Below are 22,263 nucleotides of genomic sequence, written 5' to 3'. Positions count from 1 at the left end.
TCTCGATGATGAGGACCCGCGCGAACTGCGGTCTCGGCGTCGGCGTCAGCGTCGGCTGAGCCGGAGACGTCGGCTGAGCCGGAGACGTCTGCGGGCTACGCCGCGTCGCCCACCAGCACGGCCTCGGCCTGCTCGGCCTCGTCGACCTCGGCTCGGCCGTCGGATGCTGCGAGGGCTCCGCGTCCGACGATCATGACCAGAGTGGCCACGATGAAGGCGATGGCGCCGGCGATGAACGGGGCCGGCTCGGCGATGTTCAGGGCGAGCCACGCCGCGACCGGAGGCGCGACAGCTCCCCCGAGGAAGCGCACGCCCGAGTAGGCGCTCGACGCGACGGAGCGCGGCAGGTCCGTCGCCTCCATGACGCTCTCGGTGAGCACTGTGTTCATGATGCCGAGCAACAGTCCGCCGATGACGACGAACACGACGATGCCGACGACGGAGTGGATGAGGAGGGCGATCGCGACGAGGTCGATGGCGAGCAACGGCAGGATCGTCCAGGTCACGCGGGTGCGCCGCATCCGTGCCGTGAGAATCGGCGCGATCCAGACCGAGGAGACCGCCACGGCGACGCCCCAGCCGAAGAACACGAAGCCGAGCGAGATGGCACTCGAGATTCCGAGCGGCACGAGGGCGAACGGCGTGTAGGCCAGCAGCACGAAGAAGCCGAAGTTGTAGAACACCGCCGTCGTGGCGAGCACGGCCAGCGCCGGGCGGCCGAGGGCGCGGAACGGCGCGGAGAACCTCGTCGGCACGGGCTTCTCGTCGCCGGCCGTGCTGCGCAGCAGCGTGGAGATGGCGATGAAGCCGACGGCCATGAGCACGGCGGTGCCGAAGAACGGGCCACGCCAGCTCCAGCTGCCGAGCACTCCGCCGACGAGTGGGCCGATCGCCAGGCCGAGACCGAGGGCGGCCTCGTACAGGATGATGGCCGACGACGTGCCTCCGGATGCCGCTCCCACGATGGTCGCGAGGGCAGTGGAGATGAACAGCGCGTTGCCGAGGCCCCAGCCGGCGCGGAAGCCGATGATCGACTCGACGTCGCCGGAGAGGCCTGCCGCGGCGGCGAAGACGACGATCACGGCCAGGCCGATGAGGAGGGTCTTCTTGGCGCCGATGCGGCTCGACACCCAGCTGGTGAAGAACATCGCGATGCCCGTGATCACCAGGTAGCTGGTGAACAGGAACTCGGTCTCGGTGGGGCTGGCCTGAAGGTCGGCGGCGATCGCCGGGAGGATCGGGTCGACCAGGCCGATGCCCATGAAGGCGACGACGCAGGCGAAAGCGACGGCCCACACGGCCTTCGGCTGCTTGAGGATCGACCCGGTCCCGGCCGTTGTTCCGTGGCTCATCGGGCCGCCGCCTCGGTGGCTGCCGGAGCGGCGACGGATGCCGCGTTCCCGATCTCGCCGGCGATGCGGGCGTGCAGGATGGCGGCGGCGCGGGCCAGGACGTCGGCCTCCTCGTCGCTCAGGTCGGCGAAGACGGGGAGGAGAGCTGTTCCCATGGCTTCCCGCCATTCGTCGAGGGCGCGCTCGCCCTTCCTGGTGACGGCGATCTGCCAGGCCCGGGCGTCGGCAGTGTCGGCGATGCGACGAACCCACTCGCGCTCGACCAGGGTGCGGACGAGCTTCGTCATGGTGGGCTGCGCGACCCGGCTCTCGACGGCGAGCTCGCCGATGCGCATGGGCCCCGACGCTCGGAGCGTGCTGAGGGTGCGGAGCAGCGCTGGCGACTCCGTGTTGCCGGTGCGGCGGGCGGCGACTCGGGTGAGGCGGTTCGAGGCACTGACGACCTCGACGAGAATCTGGCTGATGGTACTGGCGCGCGTGGCGTCGAGAACGACGGTTTCTGGCATCCCCCAAGTATATAGCAAGGCTATGCATTATTCATAGCCGGGCTATCCTTCCGTCTGTGGACGACGAAAAGGGCGCCACCCCTGAGGGGTGACGCCCTTTCAGCGTTCGTTCACGCCAAGATCTGGTGCCCCGAGGGGCCCGGATTACTTGAGGGTGACGGTGGCGCCGGCCTCTTCGAGAGCAGCCTTTGCCTTCTCGGCGGTCTCCTTGTTGGCGCCTTCGATGACAGCCTTGGGAGCGCCATCGACGACGGCCTTGGCCTCGCCGAGGCCGAGCGAGGTGAGCTCGCGGACGACCTTGATGACCTGGATCTTCTTCTCACCAGCAGCCTCGAGGACGACGTCGAAGGAGTCCTTCTCCTCGACCTCTTCAGCGGCGGCGGCGGGGCCGGCAGCGGCAGCGACAGCGACCGGAGCAGCGGCGGTGACCTCGAAGGTCTCCTCGAATGCCTTGACGAACTCGGAGAGCTCGATGAGGGTGAGGCCCTTGAACTGCTCGAGCAGCTCTTCAGTTGACAGCTTTGCCATGATATTTCTCCTTGGTTTCTTAGTAACTCACCGCGTCGTAGGAAGACCTACGCTGCGGACTCCTGCTTCTCACGCAGCGCGTCGACCGTGCGAACGGCCTTCGACAGCGGGGCGTTGAACAGATATGCGGCACCGAACAGCGAGGCCTTGAAGGCGCCTGCGAGCTTCGCAAGCAGCACCTCACGGGACTCGAGGTCGGCGAGCTTGCCCACCTCTTCAGCGGTCAGGGGCTTGCCATCGAAATAGCCGCCCTTCACCACGAGGAGAGGGTTTGCCTTGGTGAAGGTACGCAGAGCCTTCGCGACGGCGACGGGGTCGCCGTGCACGAATGCGATCGCGGACGGACCGGCGAGCTCGTCGTCGAACGACGTGATGCCGGCGTTGTTCGCCGCGATCTTGGTGAGCGTGTTCTTCACCACGGCGTACGTGGCGTCCTCACGGATGTTGGTGCGCAGCTCCTTGAGCTTTGCAACGGTGAGGCCGCGGTACTCGGTCAGCAGAACGGCGGTCGAGCTCTGGAATGCTTCCGTGAGCTCGGCGACCGTGGCTTCCTTGTTCGCCATGGCGTACTCCTCTGATGTCTTTCGTCGCACACCACGGGAGCGGTGTGCGCCTCGACCGGCCGGGCCTGGGAAAGAGAAAAGCTCCGGCGCTTGGCGCACGGAGCTGAAAACGGGAAACCCGTGAAAAGTTCGATACACCTGCGCAGGTTCTTGCTTTCGCAAGGCTTCGATCAGCATCCGTATCTCTACGCACACCGATGACCGGCGGTCTTTGGCTCCGTACAGGCTAACCGATGCGGAGTGGGATGCCAAATCGAGGCCGGCCACGGGCGTGTGAACGATTCGCGCGGACGCGTGAGGGAATCGCGTGGGAATAGTTGACCGAAGGCAATAGTTGACCAAAGTCATCTAGATGGTTATAGTTGACCGCAGTCAATCAAAATCAGGAGTCCTCTTGTCACGCTCATCGCGCACCAGCGCAGCGGAGTCCGCCGTCGAACCGACGTCGTCCGCCAAGTCCACAACAGCCGAGAACGGCATGACCCACCGCCAGGTGCTCGAGGCCCTCTCCGGCCTCATCCTCGGCATGTTCGTGTCGATCCTCGCGTCGACGGTCGTCAGCTCGTCGCTGCCGCTCATCATCTCCGACCTCAAGGGCGACCAGTCGTCGTTCACCTGGGTCGTCACCGCGACGCTGCTCGCGACCACGGTCTCGACGCCCATCTGGGGCAAGCTCGCCGACCTGTTCAGCCGCAAGCTGCTCATCCAGATCGCGCTCGTCATCTTCGTCCTCGGCTCGGCCTTCGCCGGGTTCTCGCAGGACACCACGACGCTGATCGTCTTCCGTGTCATGCAGGGCCTCGGTGCCGGTGGCCTCGGAGCGCTCAGCCAGATCATCATGGCCGACATCATCTCCCCGCGTGAGCGCGGCAAGTACGCCGGTCTCTTCGGCGGCGTCATGGCCGTCGGCATGGTCGGCGGCCCGCTGCTCGGCGGTGTCGTGACCGACGCGTTCGGCTGGCGCTGGAACTTCTTCCTCGCGCTGCCCATCGCAATCGTCGCGATCATCCTGCTGCAGATGACCCTGCACCTGCCCAAGATCGTCAAGCGCGCCGTGAAGATCGACTACCTCGGCGCCATCCTGATCGCCGGTGGCGTCTCGCTCCTCCTCATCTGGGTCAGCCTGGCCGGCTCGCAGTTCGAGTGGGCATCCGCGACCTCCTTCGCCATGGTGGCCGGCGCAGCCGCGCTCCTGATCGCAGCCGTCATCACCGAGTTCAAGGTGAAGGAGCCGATCATCCCGCTCCAGCTGTTCAAGAACCGCACCTTCACGCTCTCGGTCATCGCGAGCATCTCGATCGGTGTGGCCATGTTCGGCACCTCGGTGTTCCTCAGCCAGTACATGCAGCTGGCCCGCGGCGCGACCCCGACCCAGTCGGGCCTGCTCACGATCCCCATGATGGGCGGACTGCTGCTGTCCTCGGCGTTCTTCGGGAACATCGTCAGCCGCACCGGCAAGTGGAAGGCCATCATGGTGACGGGGTCCTCCCTCGCCGTCGTCGGCCTCGCGCTGCTCAGCACGATCCACTACGACACGAACTTCTGGTTCGTCGGTGTCTCGATGTTCATCCTGGGCTCCGGCGTCGGCATGGTCATGCAGAACCTCACCCTCGTCGTGCAGAACACCACCGAGGTGAAGAACCTCGGCGTGGCCACCAGCGCTGTGACCTTCTTCCGCAGCCTCGGCGGCACCATGGGCGTCTCGATCCTCGGATCGATCATGGGCACCCTCGTGGCCGACCACATCAAGGACGGCATCAAGACCCTCTCCCCCGAGAACCAGATGGCGGCCGCGAAGGCCCTCGGCAGCGGTGTGATCCCTCACGTCGCCGACCTCCCCGACGCCATCCGCGTGCTCGTGGAATCGGCCTACGGCTCCGCCGTCGGCACGATCTTCCTCCTCGCGGTGCCGCTGGCCGTCATCACGGTCATCGCCGTCGCCTTCCTGCCGAACAACAAGCTCGGCACGATGAACGCGATCGACCTGGCCAAGAAGGGCGGCTCCGCCGTCGACGCCGAGGAGGAGCGCGAGCGCGAGATCGAGAACGCCGAGGACGTGCTGATCGAGGTCTCCGCCGCGACGGCAGGACTGCCCGCCGTGGGCGAGGCTCACCCCGTCGGCACTCACACGGGCTCGACGGCATCCGTCGACAGCCGCTCGTAGCGCCGACACCGAGGCACGCACCATGAGCAGCACGGCCATCGCCCCCATCGACTCCGCCATCGTGGAGGTCGAGGATGCGATGGCCGTGCTGTTCGCGCGGGCCGGCGCCACCTGGCGCGACTACGCGGCCTGCGTGCACCCCGAGCTGCAGCCGGCCGGCTACAAGATCCTGTCGGCCCTCGTGCGCCTCGGTCCGACGACCAACGGCGCCCTCGCCGAGATGCTCGCCACGGACAAGAGCGTGATGAGCAGGCAGGTGCGCTGGCTGCAGGACAAGGGACTCGTCGAGTCCCGCGCGGATGCGGCTGACGGCCGCATCCGCGTGCTGGCGGCGACGCCGGAGGCCAGATCCCGGGTCGAGTGCGCCCACTCGAGCAACACCGAGCTGTTCCGCGAGCAGCTGCGGCAATGGCCGCAGGACGACATCTCGCGCTTCGCCGCGATGATCGGACGCCTGGGCGCATGAGCCCCGCCGACACCACAGACTTCTTCCCCGCTACGGTCGACGACGATGCCGACCTGAATAGGATTGCGCCCATGAGCGACGACCACGACCCGGCGACGGCCGACCTCGACACCGCCGATCAGGATGCGGCGAGCGATCAGGCCATCGCCGATGTCGAGGGGCAGCTGAGCGCTCTCTTCAACAGGGTGCGCTCGAACTGGCGCGACTACGCCGCGAGCGTGCATCCGGAACTCCAGCCCGCCGGCTACAAGATCCTCGGGCACCTCGTTCGGCAGGGCCCGGCCCACGCCGGGGTCCTCGCCGAGCAGCTGCACACAGACAAGAGCGTCATCAGCCGCCAGGTGCGATTGATGGAGCAGCTCGGGCTCGTCGAGAGCACGGCCGACGAGACCGACGGGCGCGCCCGGGTGCTGGTGGCCACTCCGCTCGCCATCGCCAAGGTCACGGCGATCCGTCGCACCAACCAGGCGCGCTTCTACGAGCTTCTGCGCACCTGGCCTGAGGACGACATCCGCAAGTTCGCTGAATTGCTGGGGCGCCTCAGCGCCTGACTACGGCCGCGGGCCCGTCGCATCCTCGCTCCGGATGGCGGTGCGGTTGGCCCCGGCCAGCAGCACGACGGATCCGGCCAAGACCGCGATCATCACGATCAGCAACCCACTGGCGAGGAAATACTCGAACGGCTGTGCGATGAGGCTCAGCACCGCGAGGACGACGCCGAGGATTCCGACGACGAGCACCAGGACCGTGGCGAGGTCGTTCGGCCCGCCGAGGTGCCTGACAGCGGGATAGCGACGCGCAATGCTCAAGGCGATGGCGCTCAGCACGAACACGAGTACCGCAAGGGCGAGCGACGCGATGCCGAAGACGGCGAGGGTCGATGAGGCGCTCCAGAGTGGTGCCGTGCCGGCACCGAGGACGAGGAGGATCCCGCCGATCATCATGCCGCCGATGCCTCGCCGCTTCGCGAGCTTGACGGGGTCGGAGGTCCAGACGCGCGCGCTCATGCGGTGACGAACTGCGGCCAGGTCTGCACGCCTGAGGCCGCTCCGGCCAGGGTTCCACGCACCGTCCCCGCGGTCGCGTAGAGGATCGACATGCCGACGGCAAGCGAGGCGAGCCCTCCGGCGAGGCCGGCGAGCGCGGCCGGAGGGGCGATCGGAAGACCGAACACCGTGGCCGCGGCGCCCGTGGCGAACACGAAGCCCGCGATCACCGACACGATGGCCAGCAACACCGCCCCCCAGAACGACGCGATGGCGAGCGCCAACGCCGACAGTGCCGAGGAGATGTTGCTGGCGAAGTCGGTGCTGATGGAGCCGAGCGCTTCGCGCTGCGGATCGACCGCCTGCCGGTACTGGTCGGCGCCGTCGCCCTGCCACCGGTCGTCGACGAGCAGATCACTGTCGTCGATGTCGCGAACGAGGTTCGCCACCACGCCCCCGACGTCTTCACGCCACGATACGGCCGCCGCGTTCAGCCCAAAGGGGTCTCCGACGTAGGACAGCTTGTCGGTGAACCAGTCCCAGAACTCGCCGAGCTTGGCCATGAGGGTGTTCCAGCCCTCGATCAGCCTGTCGACGACCCAGGAGAGGACATCGGGCACCTTCGCGAGCGTGGAATTCACGATGCGGGTGAGCTCCTCGACCTTCCCCTGGAGCTTCGCGATCATCTCGCTGACTTCCTGTGCTGGATCCATCGGATGTCCTCTCGTGTGCGTGTGCGTGTGCGTGTTCGATGTCGGTGGACGGCGATGGGTCAGTCCGCCGGCTCCCAGAGCTCGGCCAAGGACGCCTGGATGGCGGCATCAGTGCCCTCGAAGTCCTCGCGGATCTCGCGAAGGGCCGAGGCAGCGCCGCGGGTCTGGGTGGCACCGTCTTCGAGGAGTCGGACCACCAGGGCGCGGAGGCGCGCGTACTCGTCGGCCACATCCATCGCTGCGAAGGAGAACTCTCCTCGGCCGAGGTCGAGGTTCGCCACGCTGGCTTTCGCCTGATCCAACCGTGCTGCGACGCCATCCCAGCGCCGGGCGTCGTTCGTGAGGGCGTCGTAGGCGACGCTGATGCGATCGGCCATGCTTCAGTCCTTTCCGAGGAAGATCCTGCTGAGTGCCGACGGGTCGTCGAGCAGAGCGCCGTAGCGCTCGAGTGGGGTGCCCACGAACGGGTTGGTCGGCGCCGCGCCTGCGGCGGCCGCAATTGCGATCGCCTGGTTGATCTCTCGCGTGATGTCGGCGGGCGACTCGGCGCGCAACCAGGGCTCGTCGAGCTGGAGCGCAGTGACGGCACCCGATCCGTCGACTGTCGCACGTGCATGACCCCCGGCGCTGGTGGCGACATGGGACGTGCTCAGCCGTGTGGTGACGATCTGCATCGCGGAGTCCATCCCGGCATTCACCTCCTCGAGCATCGTCATCATCCGCCCGAGCATGGCTGCCACGTCGAGGGAGTCACCGGCGTCGACGAGCGCGGACTGGAGCAGCGCCCCCGGGCTCTCGCTCTGGGGAGGGAGTGGAGTAGCCACGCGTGCGGTCTCGTCTTCGGCGACGGTCTCGCCCCACTGGCGTGCACGCTCGGCCGCGAGCTGCACGACGAGGTCGACGATGACTGGGCCGAGCTCCGACGGGGCGTGGGTGGCCAGCCAGCCATCACGGACCACCACCGAGAGAACTCGGGCGTCGGAGTCGAAGGCGACGCCCACAGATCCGGAGGAGTCGGATGCCGTCGACATCGTCGGAGCAGCGGCATGGGCCCGCGCATCGCGGTCGAGCTCGTCGCGGAAGTCGAGGATGCGGTCGGCGTCGTTCATGGGCTCCTCGTCAAGCTGCAACGGATGGCCGACGGGAGCGGTCACCCATGCAGCTGACGCCCCCTCAGCCTCCGTCATCCTTTCACAGCGCGGTCGGTTCGGGGAGGGTTCGGCGCGCGGGACGGTGATCTCGATACGCCTGCTCGCTGCGCTCGCGGGCTACTCGATCAGCGGGAGGGGTGCCTGCTCGCTGCGCTCGCGGGCTACTCGATCAGCGGGAGAGGGACGGCAGTCAGCGGGAGACGGCGCGCGGGATGGTCACGGTGAAGACGGTGTCGCCGGGCTCGCTGGCGACCGAAACGGTTCCGCCGTGGGCCTCGACGACGGCCTGCACGATGGCGAGGCCGAGGCCGGTGCTTCCGGTCGCACGGGTGCGCGATGCGTCGCCACGGGCGAACCGCTCGAACAGAGTTCCGGTGATGGCCGGGTCGATGCCCGGGCCGTCATCAATCACGGTGATCGACACCGAGTCGCCGTCGTCAGCCAACCGGGCGAGCACCCTCGTACCGGCCGGCGTGTGCACGCGGGCGTTCGCGAGCAGGTTCACCACCACCTGGTGCAGGCGCGGGGCGTCGCCGTCGACCACGACGGGCTCCTCGGGCAGGTCGACCTCCCAGTCGTGATCGGGCCCCGAGACGTGGGCGTCGCCGATGGCGTCGATGATGATGCTCGTGAGGTCGACGGGGTCGTGGGCGAGCTCGCGGCCCTCGTCGAGCCTGGCGAGCAGCAGCAGGTCCTCGACGAGGCCCGTCATGCGCACGGACTCGCTCTCGATGCGTGCGAGCGCGTGCGCCGTGTCGGGCGGTACCTCCTGGCCGGAGCGCCTGGTGAGCTCGGAGTAACCGCGGATGGAGGCGAGCGGCGTGCGCAGCTCGTGGCTGGCGTCGGCCACGAAGCGGCGCACCTTCTGCTCAGACTCCTGGCGGGCCTCGAGGGCGGCGCCGACGTGATCGAGCATCGTGTTGAGCGCGGCTCCCACCTGCCCGACCTCGGTGCGCTCGTCGGCGTCGGCGTCGGGAACCCGCTCGCCCAGGGCGACCTCGCCGCGGTCGAGCGGCAGCTGGGCCACCCGCTGGGCTGTCTGCGTGACGCGGGTGAGTGGGCGCAGTGCTATGCGCACGATGCGGGCGCCGAGGAACGCCACCACGAGGATGCCGATGACGGCCACGATGGCGATGGTGACGGCGAGCTGGGTGATGGTCGCGTTCACGCTGGCGAGCGGGAGCCCGATGACGACCTTGCGGCCGTCCTGGTCGGCGACGGCGATGGCCCTGTACTCGCCGAGCGGCTCGCTCAAGGCGATGGTGTGCGGTTGCCGGTCGGCCGGCACGGCGGCGAGGGCGTCACCTTGCTCCACGGTGATCCGGGTGATGTCTCCGTCGGTGTCGAGTAGCCCGGCAGTCTGCACGACGCCGTCCTGCGACACCACGGCGACGGTTCCCTCGGCCTGGCTCGGCGCGCTGAGAATGGTCCCGGCATCCGGAAGCCTGTTGAAGTCGGGCAGGCCGCCGCCGTTCTGACCCTGCGGGATGTCGGCCGCGACGTAGCCGCGCTTCGTGGTGTTGGCCAGCTGGGTGTCGACCCGGTTCATCAACGACGCCTGCAGCACGAGCACGCTGACCAGGCCGATGACGGTGCTGACCACGGCGAGAACGGCGATGACGGTGATGAGCAGGCGCCGCACCAGCGTCATGGGAGCACGCGGACGCGTGGCGGCATCCGGAGCCGGTGCAGCGTCCGGGGTCGCCGCCGTGGTCTCGCGCGTGAACGCCGTCACGCCCGCGACACGCTGCGGCCTCGGATCGCTCATACGGCTTGCTTGATGAGGTAACCGGCCCCGCGCACTGTGTGGATCATCGGCTCGCGGCCGGCGTCGATCTTCTTGCGCAGGTAGGAGATGTAGATCTCGACGACGCTGGAACGGCCGCCGAAGTCGTAGCTCCAGACCCGATCGAGGATCTGCGACTTGCTGAGCACGCGGCGCGGGTTGCGCATGAGGAAGCGGAGAAGCTCGAACTCCGTGGCCGTGAGCTCGATGAGCTCGCCGCCGCGGCTGACCTCGTGGCTGTCCTCGTTGAGGGTGAGGTCGCCGATCTCGATGACGGGGTCGGACGCCGCGGCCGTCGTGAGGGTCGAGCGCCGCACGAGTCCGCGCAGTCGCGCCACGACTTCCTCGAGGCTGAACGGCTTCGTGACGTAGTCGTCTCCGCCGGCCGTGAGGCCCTTGAGCCTGTCGTCGAGCGAGTCCTTGGCCGTGAGGAACAGCACCGGCGCCTCGGGGCGGTCCTCGCGGATGCGGGCCAGCACCTGCAGGCCGTCGATGTCGGGCAGCATGATGTCGAGGACGACGGCATCGGGGCGGAACTCGCGGGCGGCGGCGACGGCCGTGCGACCGTCGGCGGCGGTGCGCACGTCCCAGCCTTCGTAGCGCAGCGCCATCTGCAGCAGGTCGGTGAGGGTCGACTCGTCGTCGACGACGAGCACTCGCACGGGGGTGCCATCGGCGCGACGGATGCCGCCGGCGAGCTGGCGGACGGGGGCCTGGTCGGTCGATTCAGTCGTCATGGTGCTCTCCAGTATCCGCGCCGGCCTATGAGCCGTCTATGAGCCGTCGGTGTCGTGGCTGTGAGTTCGGTCGGTCCGCGCTCCATAGTGTCTCCACAGCCTGGCCATAGGGCGGCGATAGAAGCGGCTCGTAGCTTCGGGGCATCCACCTGAAGGAGCAGCATGTTTTTCACCTATCTCCGGCGTGAGCTGGCCGGACGGCGCCGCCAGACCGCCATCATCGCGATCGGCATGGCGCTCGCCATCGCGCTCGTCATCATCGTCAATTCGGTCGCGGCCGGCGTGAAGTCGGCCCAGGCGTCCGTGCTCGAGTCGGTCTACGGCGTCGGCACCGACATCACCGTGAGCCAGACCCCCACCCCGCCGGCCGACGGCGAGCAGGGCGATCGCGGCAGGTTCCAGTTCGGGGCCGGCGACGGAACGACGAGCGACGACGGCACCACCTCGGTGAGCCAGTCGCGATTGTCGGCGGGGTTCGGCTCCACCACCTTCGCGGCCACAGCGCTCCACACAGTGACGGGCATCGACAACGTGGCTGCGGCATCCGGAACCCTCGCCCTCACCAACACCACCTTCAACGGCGAGATGCCGCAGTTCGCCCAGGACGGCGGCGACCAGACCGACAGCGCCCCCACCGACCAGGGTGCTGCGCCCCCGCAGGGCGGCCCGGACGGCGCAGGCGGAAGCGCCTTCGACGTCGACAGCTTCACCGTGCTCGGCCTCGACCCGACCGCCGACGCCATCGGCCCGCTCTCGGCCGTGACCCTCGCCGATGGCCGCACTCTCGCCCCCGACGACGCCGGCAAGGACGTTGCCGTGCTCGACGCCGACTACGCCACCAGCGCCGAGATCGCCGTGGGCGACACGATCGACGTGGGCGGCACCGACTTCGAGGTCGTCGGGACCGTCACCTCGAACTCGGCCGACGCGGCCAGCGCCTCGAACGTCTACATCCCGCTCGACGTGGCGCAGACCCTGTCGGGCGAGGACGGCAACATCTCCACCATCTACGTGCAGGCCGCGTCGTCGACCGACATCGCGCAGGTCCAGGCCGACATCGAGAAGGCACTCCCGGATGCCACCGTCTCGACCCAGGAGGACCTCGCGTCGAGCGTCTCGGGCTCGCTGGGAACAGCATCCGACCTCGTGGCCAACCTCGGCCTCTGGCTGTCGGTGGCCGTGCTGATCGCCGCGTTCCTGATCGCGATCCTGTTCACGATCTCCGGCGTCACCCGTCGCACCCGCGAGTTCGGAACCCTCAAGGCGATCGGCTGGTCGAACCCCCGCATCGTCGGCCAGGTCGCCGGCGAATCGCTCGTGCAGGGCCTCATCGGCGGTGCCCTCGGCGTCGTCATCGGTGTGCTGGGCATCACCATAATCAACATCATCGCCCCGACCCTCTCGGGCAGCGCCTCGACCGGCGGCCTCGCGGCGGCCGGAACCGGTGGCGCCGGTGGCGGTCCCGGCGGCGCCGCGGCCGGAGGCGGACGCAGCTTCGGCGGCCCGATGGCCGCCGCGGCCCAGGCCACGACCGACATCGCCCTGAACGCCCCGCTCACCCTCTCGGTGATCGCCATCGCGGTCGGACTGGCCGTGCTCGGCGGACTCCTCGCCGGTGCGTTCGGCGGCTGGCGCGCGGCCAGGTTGCGCCCCGCCGAGGCCCTCCGCAGCGTCGGCTGACCCGCATCCGTCTCCAATCGAAAAGGCCAGGACCATGTACACCCTCAGCAACGTCAGCAAGACCTACACGCAGGGCAAGCGCACAGTGCACGCGCTCAAGGGCGTGAACCTCACCATCGGCTCCGGCCAGATGGTGGCCATCCAGGGACCGACAGGCGGCGGCAAGTCGACCCTGCTGCAGATGCTCGGCGGCCTCGACAGGCCATCGGGCGGGACGATCTCCCTCAGCGACCACGACATCTCGACGATGTCTGACGGCAGGCTCGCCCGCGTGCGCGCCAAGGAGATCGGCTTCGTCTTCCAGGGCTTCAACCTCATCCCGACCCTCACGGCGCAGCAGAACGTCGAGACGGCGCTCGAGCCGCTCGGCGTATCGGGTGCCGAGCGGTCGCAGCGGGCGGCGGATGCCCTCGCCTCGGTGGGGCTCGCCGACCGCGGCACCCACCTGCCGAACGAGTTGTCCGGCGGACAGCAGCAGCGCGTCGCCATCGCGCGGGCCCTCGTGAAGGAGCCGGAGGTGCTCCTCGCCGACGAGCCGACGGGCAACCTCGACGAGGAGACCCGCGACGAGATCATGGATCTGCTCGAGGGCCTGTGGCGCGATCGCGGGCTCACTCTCATCGTGGTCACCCACGATTCGGCCGTCGCGCGACGGGCGGAGCGCAGGCTGCACATCAAGCAGGGTGCCGTGCGCGAGGTCTGACTCCGGCCTCCGATCGAGGGGATTCGCCCCTCGGAGCCGCTCAGTCCTCGACGGTGATGCCGAGCTGGTCCGCGAAGAGCGCGGCCAGCTCGGCGACCTGCTCCGAGGTCAGCGTCGCGCCCTTGAGGCCCGGCAGCCCGACGATACGGCGCAGGTCGACAGCGCGCAGGTCGACGTTCTTCAGCTCGGCATGGGTGAGGTCGATGGTGCCGATGCGCGTTCCGGCGAAGGAGACGCGGTCGGCCTTCACTCCCCCGAGGTCGAGCTCGTCGATCGTGCAGTCGGTGAACAGCACGTCCTTCAGATGCGCGCCACGCAGGTTCACGAAGCCGAGCTTGCAGTTCGCGATGTGAACCGACTGCCAGGAGGCGTCGTAGAACTCCGCCGACCCCAGGCGTGAGGAGTCCAGGCTCACGTCGCGGAATCGCGACCGGGCTGCGCTCAGGATCGGGGCGTTGAGGCGTTCGATCACGGTGTCGAGGAAAGTCGCCGAGCGCAGGTCGGCCTCGTGAGCGGAGACGTCGACGAAGGCGCACTCGCTGAAGGTCGTCCCCTGGAGATCGCGGCCGACCAGGTCGACGCCGGCGAAGCTCTCGGCATCGCGGCTGTCGTGCGGTTCGAGGGAGTCGACGTCGGCGTCGATGAGCTCGGGAAGGCGGATGCGGTCGATACGCGGGGCGAGGGTGCGAGGGGTCGGTGCCATGGTGGGGTCAACTCTTCCACGCTGTTCGTCCGCTCGCTGCGGAGCGGAGGCGCGCCCGGCCCTACTGGTTCGAGAAGGCGGCGTCGAACGACGTCGACGGACGCTCCCACAGGAGCGAGCGGATGTAGGCGAGCGCTTCCGGCGCTCCGTGCAGCCGGTCCATGCCGGCGTCCTCCCACTCGATCGAGATCGGTCCGGTGTAGCCGACGGCGTCCAGTGCCCGGAACGAGTCCTCCCACGGCACGTCCCCGTGCCCCGTCGACACGAAGTCCCAGCCGCGGCGCGGGTCGCCCCACGGCAGGTGGGAGCCCAGTACGCCGGCGCGTCCGTTGTGCGGCCGCATCCGCGTGTCCTTGCAGTCGACGTGGTAGATGCGGTCCTGGAAGTCCCAGATGAAGCCGACCGGATCGATGTTCTGCCACATCATGTGCGACGGGTCCCAGTTGAAGCCGAAGGCCGGCCTGCGGTCGATGGCCTCGAGGGCGTGCACCGAGCTCCAGTAGTCGTAGGCGATCTCGCTCGGATGCACCTCGTGCGCGAACCTCACACCCTCGGCGTCGAAGACGTCGAGGATCGGGTTCCAGCGGGCCGCGAAGTCCTCGAAGCCGGCGTCGATGACGGAGGCAGGCACCGGCGGGAACATCGCCAGGTACGGCCAGATGCTCGACCCGGTGAAGCCGACCACCGTGTCGACGCCGAGCAGCCTCGCAACGCGCGCCGACCGCTTCATGTCCTCGGCCGCACGCTGCCGCACACCCTCGGCATCGCCGTCGCCCCATGTGTAGTCGCGCACGATGGCCTCGTGCCTGAAGTCGATCGGGTCGTCGCAGACGGCCTGGCCGGTGAGGTGGTTCGAGATCGCGAACACCTGCAGGCCATACCTGTCGAGGATCGCGCGGCGCTCGTCGAGGTAGCCCGGCTCCTCCTCGGCGCGCTTCAGGTCGAGATGGTCACCGGAGCAGGCGATCTCGAGGCCGTCGTAGCCCCATCCGCTCGCCAGCCGCGCCACCTCCTCGAACGAAAGGTCGGCCCACTGGCCAGTGAACAACGTGACGGGGTGGCCGGTTCGATTCCCGGATGCGGACTCTGTCATGGTCTCTCCCTGTCGTCCTGCAGTGCGGTGAGGTAGCTCAACGAGTCGGCCGCGAGCGCGTCCTGCGTGATGGCGAGCGGTCGCCAGACCGAGGCGGCGACGGCGATGGTGGCGTTCTCTCCCGTGAAGCTCTCGAGCCCGAGCGGCCCGGTGTAGCCGGCGTCGTCGAGAGCGTCGAGGAAGGCCGGCCAGTCGATGTGGTCGTCGCCGACGGCACCGCGGTCGTTGCCGCAGACCTGCACGTGGGCGATGTGGGGACCGGCGGCGCGGATGGCGTCGCCGATGTCCTTCTCCTCGATGTTGAGGTGGTAGCTGTCCAGCGCGAGCCCGAGCCCGCGGCCCAGCAGCGGGCCGAGGGCATCCAGTGCCTGGTCGACGGTGTTCACGAGGCTGGTCTCGTAGCGGTTGAGCGGTTCGACGGCGAGACTGATGCCGCCCCGCTCGGCCCGGTGCACCACGGGAGTGAGGGCCGCCCGCAGTTCTGCGTAGTGCTCGGCCCTGTCGGCGTCGGACATGCGCCAGGTGCGTCCGGTGGCGGCGTAGAACGGACCGGCGACGACGGTGGCGCCGATGGCCTCGGCGACGCCGATGCAGTGCACGAGGTAGTTCTGCGTGGCCACGACCTCGGATGCCGGTGCGGCCACGAGGTTGCGGCCCGGGCCCATGGCGCCGACCACGATCGGCGCCAGCCCGTGCTCGGCGAGCACGTCCCGAGCGCGTTCCGGCGACCAGTCCCCCGCCGATTCGACGGGGAGTTCGATCGCACCGAACCCCATCCGGGCGGCCTTGGCGGCGAGCGCCGCGAGCGAGGCATCGTCGAGCGGGCTGGTCCAGACCCAGGTGTTGACGCCGATGGTGCGGCGCATCCGTGTCTCCTCTCGCACACTGCGGCCCTGCATGGCGACTGGCGAGGCTCGAGTGAGCCCCGCCAGTCGGCAGCGTACCGGTTACGGGATCTGGCGCTCCTGCCAGACCGTCGGGTAGCCGGGCAGGTCCTCTCCGCCGAACTTGGCGTAGTGACCGTCGGGCATGCCCTCGTTGGCCTTGAGGTACTCGTCGAGGTCGTCGCTGGTCACGGGGCTCTGCGGGAGCACCCACTCCTTCGGGACCTCCTCGCCCGCGAAGATCTTCTGCGCGGCGAGCAGCGGCGTGCGCCACTGGAAGTTCGAGTACACGGTTCCGAGTCCGGTGAGGCCGGTGTCCTTCCACTTGCGCAGGAAGCTCAGCTCGTCCTCTCCGGTCATGACCGGGTAGTCGACCCCGGCGTCCTCGAACGCCTCGATCGCTGCGACGGCGCCGTCGCCGGCATCCATCCACACGCCCTTCACATCACCCTTGGCGAGTTCGTCGGAGATGATCTTCTTGATCTCCACCGGGTCGGCGCCGGTGAAGTAGTCGACGGCGTCGATGCCGGCTTCACCGAACAGCTTCTCGGCTGCGGCCCAGCGCTGCTCGAGCACGTCGACACCCGGGAGGATGCGAAGCGCAACGACCTTGTCGCCCTCGGAGAGGTTGTCGATCAGGAAGTTCGCCGAGTCGATGCCCCAGGCGAATCCGCCGATCGGGTGGATGAACGTGACGGGGCAGTCGGTTTGCACGCCGCGGTCGAACACGATGACGGGCTTCCCGGTGTCGCAGGCGCGCTCGACCGCCGGAGTCATTGCCGCCGTGCTGTTCGGCGAGATGACGAAGAAGTCGCAGTTCGCCTCGTTGATGAAGTAGTCGATGTCGGCGATCTGGGTGTCGTCGCTGTCCTGCGCGTCGCGCGTCTCCAGCTCGCTGATGGCGCCGGCATCCTGCAGCACCTTGAGCTGCTCGTTCATGGTGATCCAGCCGGTCTGACGCCACGGGTTCGAGATCGAGGCGTTCGCGAAGCATCCCTTCTTCGCCCCCTCACTCGCGAACTCGCCGGTGTCGACCATCTCGGCGTTGATGTACTGCAGATAGGGCTTGCCGTCAGGACCCTCGGGAACGACGCCCCGCTCCGCGTCCTGCTTGTCGAACAGCGCCTGGTCGAACCACTCGACCTCGGCCTCCTCCGTGGCCGCGGCGTCGTCCGACGGGGCGGTCACGCTGGGATCGGTCGTGCATCCGGCCAGTGTCAGCAGCGCGAGCGCTCCGACCATGGCGGATGCCACATGCATTCGTCGCATCACAAACCTCCTTGGTTGTGTTGGATCAGCCCTCTGCCTCGAGGGAGTGGATTGCAGGTCGAGTCGCGCCCGACAGTGGGGGCGACTCCTTCTCCCGTGCGGGCGAAGTCTCAGTGGGGCCGTCGGCTGACCCGGCCGGGTCGTCGACCGGGCCGTCATCGGCGTCGACGGGCGGCCCGGCGATATCGGTGCGGCCGCTGCGGCGTGCTCGGAACGAGACGGCCGAGTAGGCGACGGCGGCGATGATGATGACGCCCTGGATGGCGTCGCGCAGCGTCGAGGGAACCCCGGCGAAGTTGAGCAGCGTGAACAGGGCCTCGAGGGCGAAGGCGCCCGCCGCTGCGGCGACGACCCAGCCGCGCCCGCCACCCAGAACCACGCCGCCGAGCACCACGGCCGTGATGGCCGTGAACTCGTAGCCCCGACCGACCGAGGGGTGCACGCCCGCGTAGCCGACGAGCAGGATGCCGGCCACGGTGGCCGACAGCGACGACAGGATGAAGGTGCTGGTCTTGACCCACCAGGTGCGCACCCCGGCGAAGCCGGCCGCCGTCGGGTTGTCGCCGAGGGCGATGATGGTGCGCCCGAACGGCCGGTTGCTGAACCAGATGGCCGCCGCGAGCACCACGATCAGGATGAGCACCGACCACGGGATGAGATCGAGCACGGGCACGTCGCGGATGCCGCCCCGGCCGATCTGCCTGAAGCTGTCGTCGGGGTTGCCCGTCGCGGCCCCGCCGGTCCAGTAGAGCACCCCGCCGAGCAGGGCGAGCATCATGCCGAGGGTCACGATGAACGACGGCACGCGCAGGAAGGAGACTATGAGGCCGTTCACCAGGCCGACGAGCACTCCGAAGGCGAGCATCAGGAACAGCACGGGAACCGTGCGGCTCTCCTCCTGGCCCACCAGGTTGCCCGCGATCACGACCTGCGCCGTCACCACCGAGCCCATCGAGAGGTCGAACTCCCCGCCGACGATCACGAAGTACTGTCCTATGGCCACGATCGCGACCGGGGCGACGCGCTGGATGAAGCGCATGAGCTGTCCGGGTTCGGCGAAGTGCGGGTTGAGGATCGTGATGGCGATGAGCAGCACGGCCAGGAGCAGGAACACGGCCCCGCGCGGGCTGACGAGAGCGCTGACGAACTTCATGCCGCACCGCCCTTCACTGACTCGGACACCCTGTCGGATGGCGAGGGGTCGGCATCCGGTGCCGAGACGGCTCCGCCATCGGCTCCGAACCTGGCCCGGCGGCGCTCGACCTGGCGGGTCGTGTAGACCGCGACTGCTGCCACGATCACCACACCGCGTACGACGTCCTTCATGAACGGGTTGACCTGCAGCACGCTCATCACGTTGTCGAGCACAGCGAAGATGGCGACGCCCCCGATCGTGCCCCAGACCGAGCCGCGACCGCCCGCGAGGATGGTGCCGCCGAGCACGACGGCAGCGATCGAGAGCAGGTCGTAGCCGCCCTGGGTTCCGACCGTGGGACTGCCGACGCCGAGGCGGCTGGCGAGGAGCAGGCCGGCGAAGGCCGCCGTGATGGAGCAGAGCACGTGCGCCACGATGATGGGCTGGGCGGTACGGATGCCGGAGAGCCTGGCGACCTGCTCGTTGCCGCCGACCGCGAACATGTGGTTGCCCGTGCGGGTGCGGCTGAGGAAGAGGGCGGCGACCAGGGCGACGACCAGCATGATGATGGTCGACACCGGTATCGGACCGAGACCCGTGGCTCCGATGAGCTGGAACTCCCACGGAACGTCGCCGCTGGTGCCCTTGTAATTGGTGTCGAGATAGCCCTTGATGATGAGGCCCATGCCGAGGGTGGCGATGAAGCCGTTGACGTGCAGCTTGGTGACGATGAGCCCGTTGAGGAGGCCCAGCACGGCGGCCACGGCGAGTGCAGCGAGCACCGCCGGCACAATGTTCGCGGCGCTGCCCTTCATCGTGTCGGCCGCGATGAGGCTCGACAGGCTCACGACGTAGGGCACCGAGAGGTCGAGAGAGCCGCACAGGATCACCAGGGTCTGCCCGATCGCCACGAAGCCGAGCACGCTCATACCGGTGAGGATGTCGCGGATGTTGCCGGCGCTGAAGAAGCTGCGCCCGACCGTGGCCACCAGGATGGCGCCCACCACGATGACGGCCAGCAGCGCCACGTAGACGAGCACCGTGGAGTCGATGCGCCGGCGACGACGGATGGGGCGAGCGGATGCCGGACTCATGCCGCACCTCGATCCGTGGCGGCGTGTCCGGTGGCCGCCGAGAGCACGGCCTCCTCGGTCGCGCCTGCGGGCAGTTCCGCGGCGATGCGTCCGTCGTGCATGACGAGGATGCGATCCGACATGCCGATGACCTCCGGCAGCTCCGACGAGATCATCAGGATGGCGACGCCCTCCTTGGCGAGTGAGCGCATGAGCGCGTAGACGGCGATCTTGGCGCCGACGTCGATGCCGCGCGTCGGCTCGTCGAGCAGCACAACGCGCGGTCTGGTGGCCAGCCACTTCGCCAGCACGACCTTCTGCTGGTTGCCGCCCGACAGGAACTGCACCTCCTGGTCGAGGCCGTGCGAGCTCACCTCCAGGGAGGTCAGCACTCCCGGGATCGAGCGCCGCACCTCGGCGGTGCGCCGTGCGAACACGCCACGGATGACGAGGAGGGCGTTGTCGAGCACGGACTGGTTCACCGCCAGGCCCTGCGCCTTGCGGTCCTCCGTGATGAGGGCCACGCCGTGCCGCACGGCCGAGCGGGCGCGCGTGATGCGCACGGACTCGCCGTCGAGGGTCATCCCGCCCCGCGTGAACGGAGCCACCCCGAAGATCGCCTCGACCAGTTCGGTGCGTCCGCTGCCCTGCAGACCCGACACTCCGACGATCTCGCCGGCTCGCAGCTCGATATCGATGCCGTCGACGAAGTCGTTGCCGGCTCCGGTCACCGCCAGCCGCACCTCGCCGGTGGTCGTGCCCTCGAGGGCGCCCGGGAAGTAGGTCTCGATAGAGCGGCCGACCATGCGCCGCACCAGTTCGTCGGTGTCGAGCTCGGAGGCCGGACCACTGCTGACGAGGGCGCCGTCCTTCAGCACGGTGATGGTGTCGCAGAGGTCGAAGATCTCCTTGAGCCGGTGCGAGACGTAGAGGATGGCGACACCCCTGGCCTGTAGCCGACGGATGATCGCGTAGAGCAGGGCGACCTCGTTGTCGGAGAGAGCCGCCGTCGGCTCGTCCATGGAGATGACGCGGGCGTCGTAGGAGAGGGCCTTCGCGATCTCGACGATCTGCTGCTCGGCGACGGTGAGGGTGCCGACGCGCGAGGTCGGGTCGATGAAGTTGATGCCGAGTTCCCCGAGCAGCGACCGGGTCGCCGCGACCATGCCGCGCTGGTCGACGAACCCCGCCCGGCGCGGCTCGCGGCCGAGGAAGACGTTCTGCGCGACGCTGCGCTCCGGCAGCAGGTTGAACTCCTGGAAGACCGTGGCGAGCCCGGCCTTCATCGCCTGCACGGGATGCCCGAACTCCACGGCCTCTCCGCCGAGGGTGACCGATCCCGCGTCGCGCTGGTAGACGCCGGCGAGGATCTTCATGAACGTGGACTTGCCGGCGCCGTTCTCCCCGACGAGGCCGTGCACCTGCCCCGGGTAGAGGGTGAGGCCGACGCCCCGCAGGACTGTGACACCGAAGAAGCTCTTCTCGAGCCCGGCGGCGACGAGCACGGGCTCGCGCCCGGCGACGGCTGTCGCGCCCGGCGCCTGCGCCGTGGGCTGGTCCTGTGCGCTCATCCGGCCACCTCCACCCACTGGCCGGATGCAGCGGACGCGAGCACGGCCTCAGTCACCCGCACTGCACGCAGGCCGTCGGCGAAGCGCGGCAGGCCGTCGGGCTCTGCTCCGTCGACCGCGGCGTAGCTGTCGGCGACGAAGGCGTTGAAGGCGTCCTGGTAGCCCATCGGATGTCCGGCGGGCACGAGCGAGAGGCGCGCGGCCGACGCCGCGAGGGAGTCGGTGTCGCGCAGGACGCGCTCCGATCCCGTGCGCCGCCCGAGCCACAGCTCCTCCGGGCGCTCCTGGTCGAAGCGGATGCTCTCGGCTGTGCCGGCGATCTCGAGCACGAGGCTGTTCTTGCGACCCGGGGCGACCTGCGAGACCAGCAGGGTTCCGACCGCACCGCCGCTCAGCTCGACGACGAGGGCGACGAGGTCTTCGGTGGCGACATCCGCCCGCCCTCCACGCTGGGAGTGCACCGTGCGGGTGGCTGCCGAGAGCCGGGCGATGGTGTCTCCGGTGACGAACTCGAGCAGGTCGACCAGGTGGGATCCGATGTCGGCGAAGGCCCGCGACGGTCCGCCGAGGCCGACGTCGACCCGCCAGTCGTCGGCGTGGGGCTCGGCGAGCCAATCCTGCAGGTAGCCGCCCTGGATGGTGAGCAGGCGGCCGACCTCCCCGGCGGCGACGCGGGCCCGGGCCTCGCGCACCATCGGGTGATAGCGGTAGATGAAGGGAACCGTGGCGGTGAGGCCGCGCTGCGCGGCGCGCTCGGTGAGAGTTGCGGCATCCGTCACCGTCGTCGCCAGCGGCTTCTCGCAGATGACGTGCTTGCCGGCGTCCAGGGCGGCGAGCGCGAAGGCCGCGTGCGTGGTGTTGGGAGTGCAGATGTGCACGATGTCGATATCGTCGTCGGCGAGCAGCTCGGCGACGGACACGTAGGAACGATCGAGCCCGAGGCGCATGGCCGCATCGGCTGCGGATGCCTCACTCGATGAGGCGGCACCGCCGAGCTCGGCACGAGCGGCACGAGCCGCGCGGCTGTGGACCGAGGCCATGAACCCGGAACCGACGAAGCCGACACGGATCGCGGTGGCAGGTGCGATGACGTCCGTTGTCATGCGCCGAGTGTGGCACACATCCTTCGACTTTTGCTAGTCAATCGACAAAAGTTGCCGGTTCGAGATCAAGACACTGATCTACGAATCGACGAAGACC

Annotated in this window: 23 protein-coding genes; 5 read left to right on the top strand and 18 right to left on the bottom strand. The window is 68.8% G+C overall.

The window, feature by feature from the left end; genetic code table 11:
• Positions 1 to 95: 95 nt before the first annotated feature.
• The 4 genes from ASF30_RS17935 to rplJ all read right to left on the bottom strand — a co-directional run bounded on the left by ASF30_RS17935 (position 96) and on the right by rplJ (position 2,949).
• Positions 96 to 1,352, bottom strand: coding sequence for an MFS transporter (locus ASF30_RS17935; RefSeq protein WP_055909859.1), 1,257 nt, complete (start codon positions 1,350 to 1,352; stop codon positions 96 to 98).
• A complete protein-coding gene (locus ASF30_RS17930; RefSeq protein WP_055909856.1) occupies positions 1,349 to 1,858 on the bottom strand; it encodes a MarR family winged helix-turn-helix transcriptional regulator in 510 nt (169 codons plus the stop codon). The genes ASF30_RS17935 and ASF30_RS17930 overlap by 4 nt, the downstream gene beginning before the upstream one ends.
• A 144-nt stretch (positions 1,859 to 2,002) precedes the next feature.
• A complete protein-coding gene (gene rplL, locus ASF30_RS17925; protein ID WP_055909853.1) occupies positions 2,003 to 2,386 on the bottom strand; it encodes a 50S ribosomal protein L7/L12 in 384 nt (127 codons plus the stop codon).
• A 47-nt stretch (positions 2,387 to 2,433) separates the two neighbouring features.
• Positions 2,434 to 2,949, bottom strand: a complete 516-nt coding sequence (gene rplJ, locus ASF30_RS17920) for a 50S ribosomal protein L10 (RefSeq protein WP_055909850.1) — start codon at positions 2,947 to 2,949, stop codon at positions 2,434 to 2,436.
• A 478-nt stretch (positions 2,950 to 3,427) separates the two neighbouring features.
• Here rplJ and ASF30_RS17915 point away from each other — a divergent pair, with 478 nt between their 5' ends.
• From ASF30_RS17915 to ASF30_RS17905, 3 genes are all read left to right on the top strand, one after another.
• Positions 3,428 to 5,113, top strand: coding sequence for an MDR family MFS transporter (locus ASF30_RS17915; RefSeq protein ID WP_055910504.1), 1,686 nt, complete (start codon positions 3,428 to 3,430; stop codon positions 5,111 to 5,113).
• A 22-nt stretch (positions 5,114 to 5,135) separates the two neighbouring features.
• Positions 5,136 to 5,579 carry a MarR family winged helix-turn-helix transcriptional regulator gene (locus ASF30_RS17910; RefSeq protein WP_055909848.1) on the top strand — a complete coding sequence of 148 codons (444 nt, stop codon included), beginning with the start codon at positions 5,136 to 5,138 and terminating at the stop codon, positions 5,577 to 5,579.
• A gap of 71 nt (positions 5,580 to 5,650) precedes the next feature.
• Positions 5,651 to 6,130, top strand: a complete 480-nt coding sequence (locus tag ASF30_RS17905; RefSeq protein ID WP_055909844.1) for a MarR family winged helix-turn-helix transcriptional regulator — start codon at positions 5,651 to 5,653, stop codon at positions 6,128 to 6,130.
• On the opposite strand, the gene ASF30_RS17900 is transcribed toward ASF30_RS17905, so the two are convergent.
• The 6 genes from ASF30_RS17900 to ASF30_RS17875 form a co-directional block, all read right to left on the bottom strand.
• Entirely contained in the window at positions 6,131 to 6,586 is a 456-nt protein-coding gene (locus ASF30_RS17900) for a hypothetical protein (protein ID WP_055909841.1), read from the bottom strand. It lies immediately after the preceding gene.
• Entirely contained in the window at positions 6,583 to 7,278 is a 696-nt protein-coding gene (locus tag ASF30_RS17895; RefSeq protein WP_055909838.1) for a hypothetical protein, read from the bottom strand. The genes ASF30_RS17900 and ASF30_RS17895 overlap by 4 nt, the downstream gene beginning before the upstream one ends.
• Before the next feature lie 59 nt (positions 7,279 to 7,337).
• Positions 7,338 to 7,655 (bottom strand): hypothetical protein, encoded by a 318-nt coding sequence (locus ASF30_RS17890; RefSeq protein ID WP_055909835.1) that lies wholly within the window; start codon positions 7,653 to 7,655, stop codon positions 7,338 to 7,340.
• A gap of 3 nt (positions 7,656 to 7,658) precedes the next feature.
• Positions 7,659 to 8,387, bottom strand: coding sequence for a hypothetical protein (locus ASF30_RS17885; RefSeq protein ID WP_157497485.1), 729 nt, complete (start codon positions 8,385 to 8,387; stop codon positions 7,659 to 7,661).
• A gap of 232 nt (positions 8,388 to 8,619) precedes the next feature.
• Complete coding sequence (locus tag ASF30_RS17880; RefSeq protein ID WP_235480383.1) at positions 8,620 to 10,197, bottom strand: sensor histidine kinase; 1,578 nt, start codon at positions 10,195 to 10,197, stop codon at positions 8,620 to 8,622.
• Positions 10,194 to 10,952, bottom strand: coding sequence for a response regulator transcription factor (locus ASF30_RS17875; RefSeq protein ID WP_055909829.1), 759 nt, complete (start codon positions 10,950 to 10,952; stop codon positions 10,194 to 10,196). The genes ASF30_RS17880 and ASF30_RS17875 overlap by 4 nt, the downstream gene beginning before the upstream one ends.
• Positions 10,953 to 11,114: 162 nt before the next feature.
• Between ASF30_RS17875 and ASF30_RS17870 the strand changes: the two genes are divergently transcribed.
• Together ASF30_RS17870 and ASF30_RS17865 are read left to right on the top strand one after the other, a co-directional pair.
• On the top strand, positions 11,115 to 12,632 hold the full coding sequence (locus ASF30_RS17870; RefSeq protein WP_055909826.1) for an ABC transporter permease: 1,518 nt from the start codon (positions 11,115 to 11,117) through the stop codon (positions 12,630 to 12,632).
• A 34-nt stretch (positions 12,633 to 12,666) separates the two neighbouring features.
• Entirely contained in the window at positions 12,667 to 13,335 is a 669-nt protein-coding gene (locus ASF30_RS17865; RefSeq protein WP_055909823.1) for an ABC transporter ATP-binding protein, read from the top strand.
• Between the two features lie 40 nt (positions 13,336 to 13,375).
• Here the strand turns inward: ASF30_RS17865 and ASF30_RS17860 are convergent, their stop codons facing one another.
• The 8 genes from ASF30_RS17860 to ASF30_RS17825 form a co-directional block, all read right to left on the bottom strand.
• Entirely contained in the window at positions 13,376 to 14,038 is a 663-nt protein-coding gene (locus tag ASF30_RS17860; RefSeq protein WP_055909821.1) for a pentapeptide repeat-containing protein, read from the bottom strand.
• 61 nt (positions 14,039 to 14,099) lie between these two features.
• Positions 14,100 to 15,131, bottom strand: a complete 1,032-nt coding sequence (locus tag ASF30_RS17855; RefSeq protein WP_055909818.1) for a sugar phosphate isomerase/epimerase family protein — start codon at positions 15,129 to 15,131, stop codon at positions 14,100 to 14,102.
• The gene (locus tag ASF30_RS17850) at positions 15,128 to 15,997 is read right to left on the bottom strand and encodes a sugar phosphate isomerase/epimerase family protein (RefSeq protein ID WP_055909816.1); all 870 of its coding nucleotides are present in this window, start codon (positions 15,995 to 15,997) and stop codon (positions 15,128 to 15,130) included. The genes ASF30_RS17855 and ASF30_RS17850 overlap by 4 nt, the downstream gene beginning before the upstream one ends.
• Positions 15,998 to 16,078: 81 nt before the next feature.
• Positions 16,079 to 17,284 carry a substrate-binding domain-containing protein gene (locus tag ASF30_RS17845; RefSeq protein WP_055909814.1) on the bottom strand — a complete coding sequence of 402 codons (1,206 nt, stop codon included), beginning with the start codon at positions 17,282 to 17,284 and terminating at the stop codon, positions 16,079 to 16,081.
• Positions 17,285 to 17,309: 25 nt separating this feature from the next.
• Positions 17,310 to 18,437: an ABC transporter permease gene (locus tag ASF30_RS17840; protein ID WP_082468024.1), complete on the bottom strand. Its 1,128-nt coding sequence runs from the start codon at positions 18,435 to 18,437 to the stop codon at positions 17,310 to 17,312.
• Entirely contained in the window at positions 18,434 to 19,513 is a 1,080-nt protein-coding gene (locus ASF30_RS17835; protein ID WP_055909810.1) for an ABC transporter permease, read from the bottom strand. Before ASF30_RS17835 ends, ASF30_RS17840 begins: the two co-directional genes overlap by 4 nt.
• Positions 19,510 to 21,063, bottom strand: a complete 1,554-nt coding sequence (locus tag ASF30_RS17830) for a sugar ABC transporter ATP-binding protein (RefSeq protein ID WP_082468022.1) — start codon at positions 21,061 to 21,063, stop codon at positions 19,510 to 19,512. The genes ASF30_RS17835 and ASF30_RS17830 overlap by 4 nt, the downstream gene beginning before the upstream one ends.
• A complete protein-coding gene (locus tag ASF30_RS17825; RefSeq protein ID WP_055909807.1) occupies positions 21,060 to 22,166 on the bottom strand; it encodes a Gfo/Idh/MocA family protein in 1,107 nt (368 codons plus the stop codon). Before ASF30_RS17825 ends, ASF30_RS17830 begins: the two co-directional genes overlap by 4 nt.
• Between the last annotated feature and the right edge of the window lie 97 nt (positions 22,167 to 22,263).

Origin of the sequence: Leifsonia sp. Leaf264 (assembly GCF_001422325.1) — a bacterium.
Lineage (GTDB): Bacteria > Actinomycetota > Actinomycetes > Actinomycetales > Microbacteriaceae > Orlajensenia.
Note: the sequence above shows the minus strand (reverse complement) of the source record. Positions and strands in the feature narration are given on the sequence as shown.

Bases quoted from the DNA above. Each gene is read 5' to 3' on its own strand.
- ASF30_RS17860 (WP_055909821.1), bottom strand. From the start codon at position 14,038: ATGGCACCGACCCCTCGCACCCTCGCCCCGCGTATCGACCGCATCCGC.
- ASF30_RS17845 (WP_055909814.1), bottom strand. From the start codon at position 17,284: ATGCGACGAATGCATGTGGCATCCGCCATGGTCGGAGCGCTCGCGCTG.
- ASF30_RS17905 (WP_055909844.1), top strand. From the start codon at position 5,651: ATGAGCGACGACCACGACCCGGCGACGGCCGACCTCGACACCGCCGAT.
- ASF30_RS17880 (WP_235480383.1), bottom strand. From the start codon at position 10,197: ATGAGCGATCCGAGGCCGCAGCGTGTCGCGGGCGTGACGGCGTTCACG.
- rplJ (WP_055909850.1), bottom strand. From the start codon at position 2,949: ATGGCGAACAAGGAAGCCACGGTCGCCGAGCTCACGGAAGCATTCCAG.
- ASF30_RS17855 (WP_055909818.1), bottom strand. From the start codon at position 15,131: ATGACAGAGTCCGCATCCGGGAATCGAACCGGCCACCCCGTCACGTTG.
- ASF30_RS17885 (WP_157497485.1), bottom strand. From the start codon at position 8,387: ATGAACGACGCCGACCGCATCCTCGACTTCCGCGACGAGCTCGACCGC.
- ASF30_RS17900 (WP_055909841.1), bottom strand. From the start codon at position 6,586: ATGAGCGCGCGCGTCTGGACCTCCGACCCCGTCAAGCTCGCGAAGCGG.
- ASF30_RS17935 (WP_055909859.1), bottom strand. From the start codon at position 1,352: ATGAGCCACGGAACAACGGCCGGGACCGGGTCGATCCTCAAGCAGCCG.
- ASF30_RS17930 (WP_055909856.1), bottom strand. From the start codon at position 1,858: ATGCCAGAAACCGTCGTTCTCGACGCCACGCGCGCCAGTACCATCAGC.
- ASF30_RS17850 (WP_055909816.1), bottom strand. From the start codon at position 15,997: ATGCGCCGCACCATCGGCGTCAACACCTGGGTCTGGACCAGCCCGCTC.
- ASF30_RS17835 (WP_055909810.1), bottom strand. From the start codon at position 19,513: ATGAGTCCGGCATCCGCTCGCCCCATCCGTCGTCGCCGGCGCATCGAC.
- ASF30_RS17915 (WP_055910504.1), top strand. From the start codon at position 3,428: ATGACCCACCGCCAGGTGCTCGAGGCCCTCTCCGGCCTCATCCTCGGC.
- ASF30_RS17890 (WP_055909835.1), bottom strand. From the start codon at position 7,655: ATGGCCGATCGCATCAGCGTCGCCTACGACGCCCTCACGAACGACGCC.
- ASF30_RS17865 (WP_055909823.1), top strand. From the start codon at position 12,667: ATGTACACCCTCAGCAACGTCAGCAAGACCTACACGCAGGGCAAGCGC.
- ASF30_RS17870 (WP_055909826.1), top strand. From the start codon at position 11,115: ATGTTTTTCACCTATCTCCGGCGTGAGCTGGCCGGACGGCGCCGCCAG.
- ASF30_RS17875 (WP_055909829.1), bottom strand. From the start codon at position 10,952: ATGACGACTGAATCGACCGACCAGGCCCCCGTCCGCCAGCTCGCCGGC.
- ASF30_RS17840 (WP_082468024.1), bottom strand. From the start codon at position 18,437: ATGAAGTTCGTCAGCGCTCTCGTCAGCCCGCGCGGGGCCGTGTTCCTG.
- ASF30_RS17825 (WP_055909807.1), bottom strand. From the start codon at position 22,166: ATGACAACGGACGTCATCGCACCTGCCACCGCGATCCGTGTCGGCTTC.
- ASF30_RS17830 (WP_082468022.1), bottom strand. From the start codon at position 21,063: ATGAGCGCACAGGACCAGCCCACGGCGCAGGCGCCGGGCGCGACAGCC.
- rplL (WP_055909853.1), bottom strand. From the start codon at position 2,386: ATGGCAAAGCTGTCAACTGAAGAGCTGCTCGAGCAGTTCAAGGGCCTC.
- ASF30_RS17895 (WP_055909838.1), bottom strand. From the start codon at position 7,278: ATGGATCCAGCACAGGAAGTCAGCGAGATGATCGCGAAGCTCCAGGGG.
- ASF30_RS17910 (WP_055909848.1), top strand. From the start codon at position 5,136: ATGAGCAGCACGGCCATCGCCCCCATCGACTCCGCCATCGTGGAGGTC.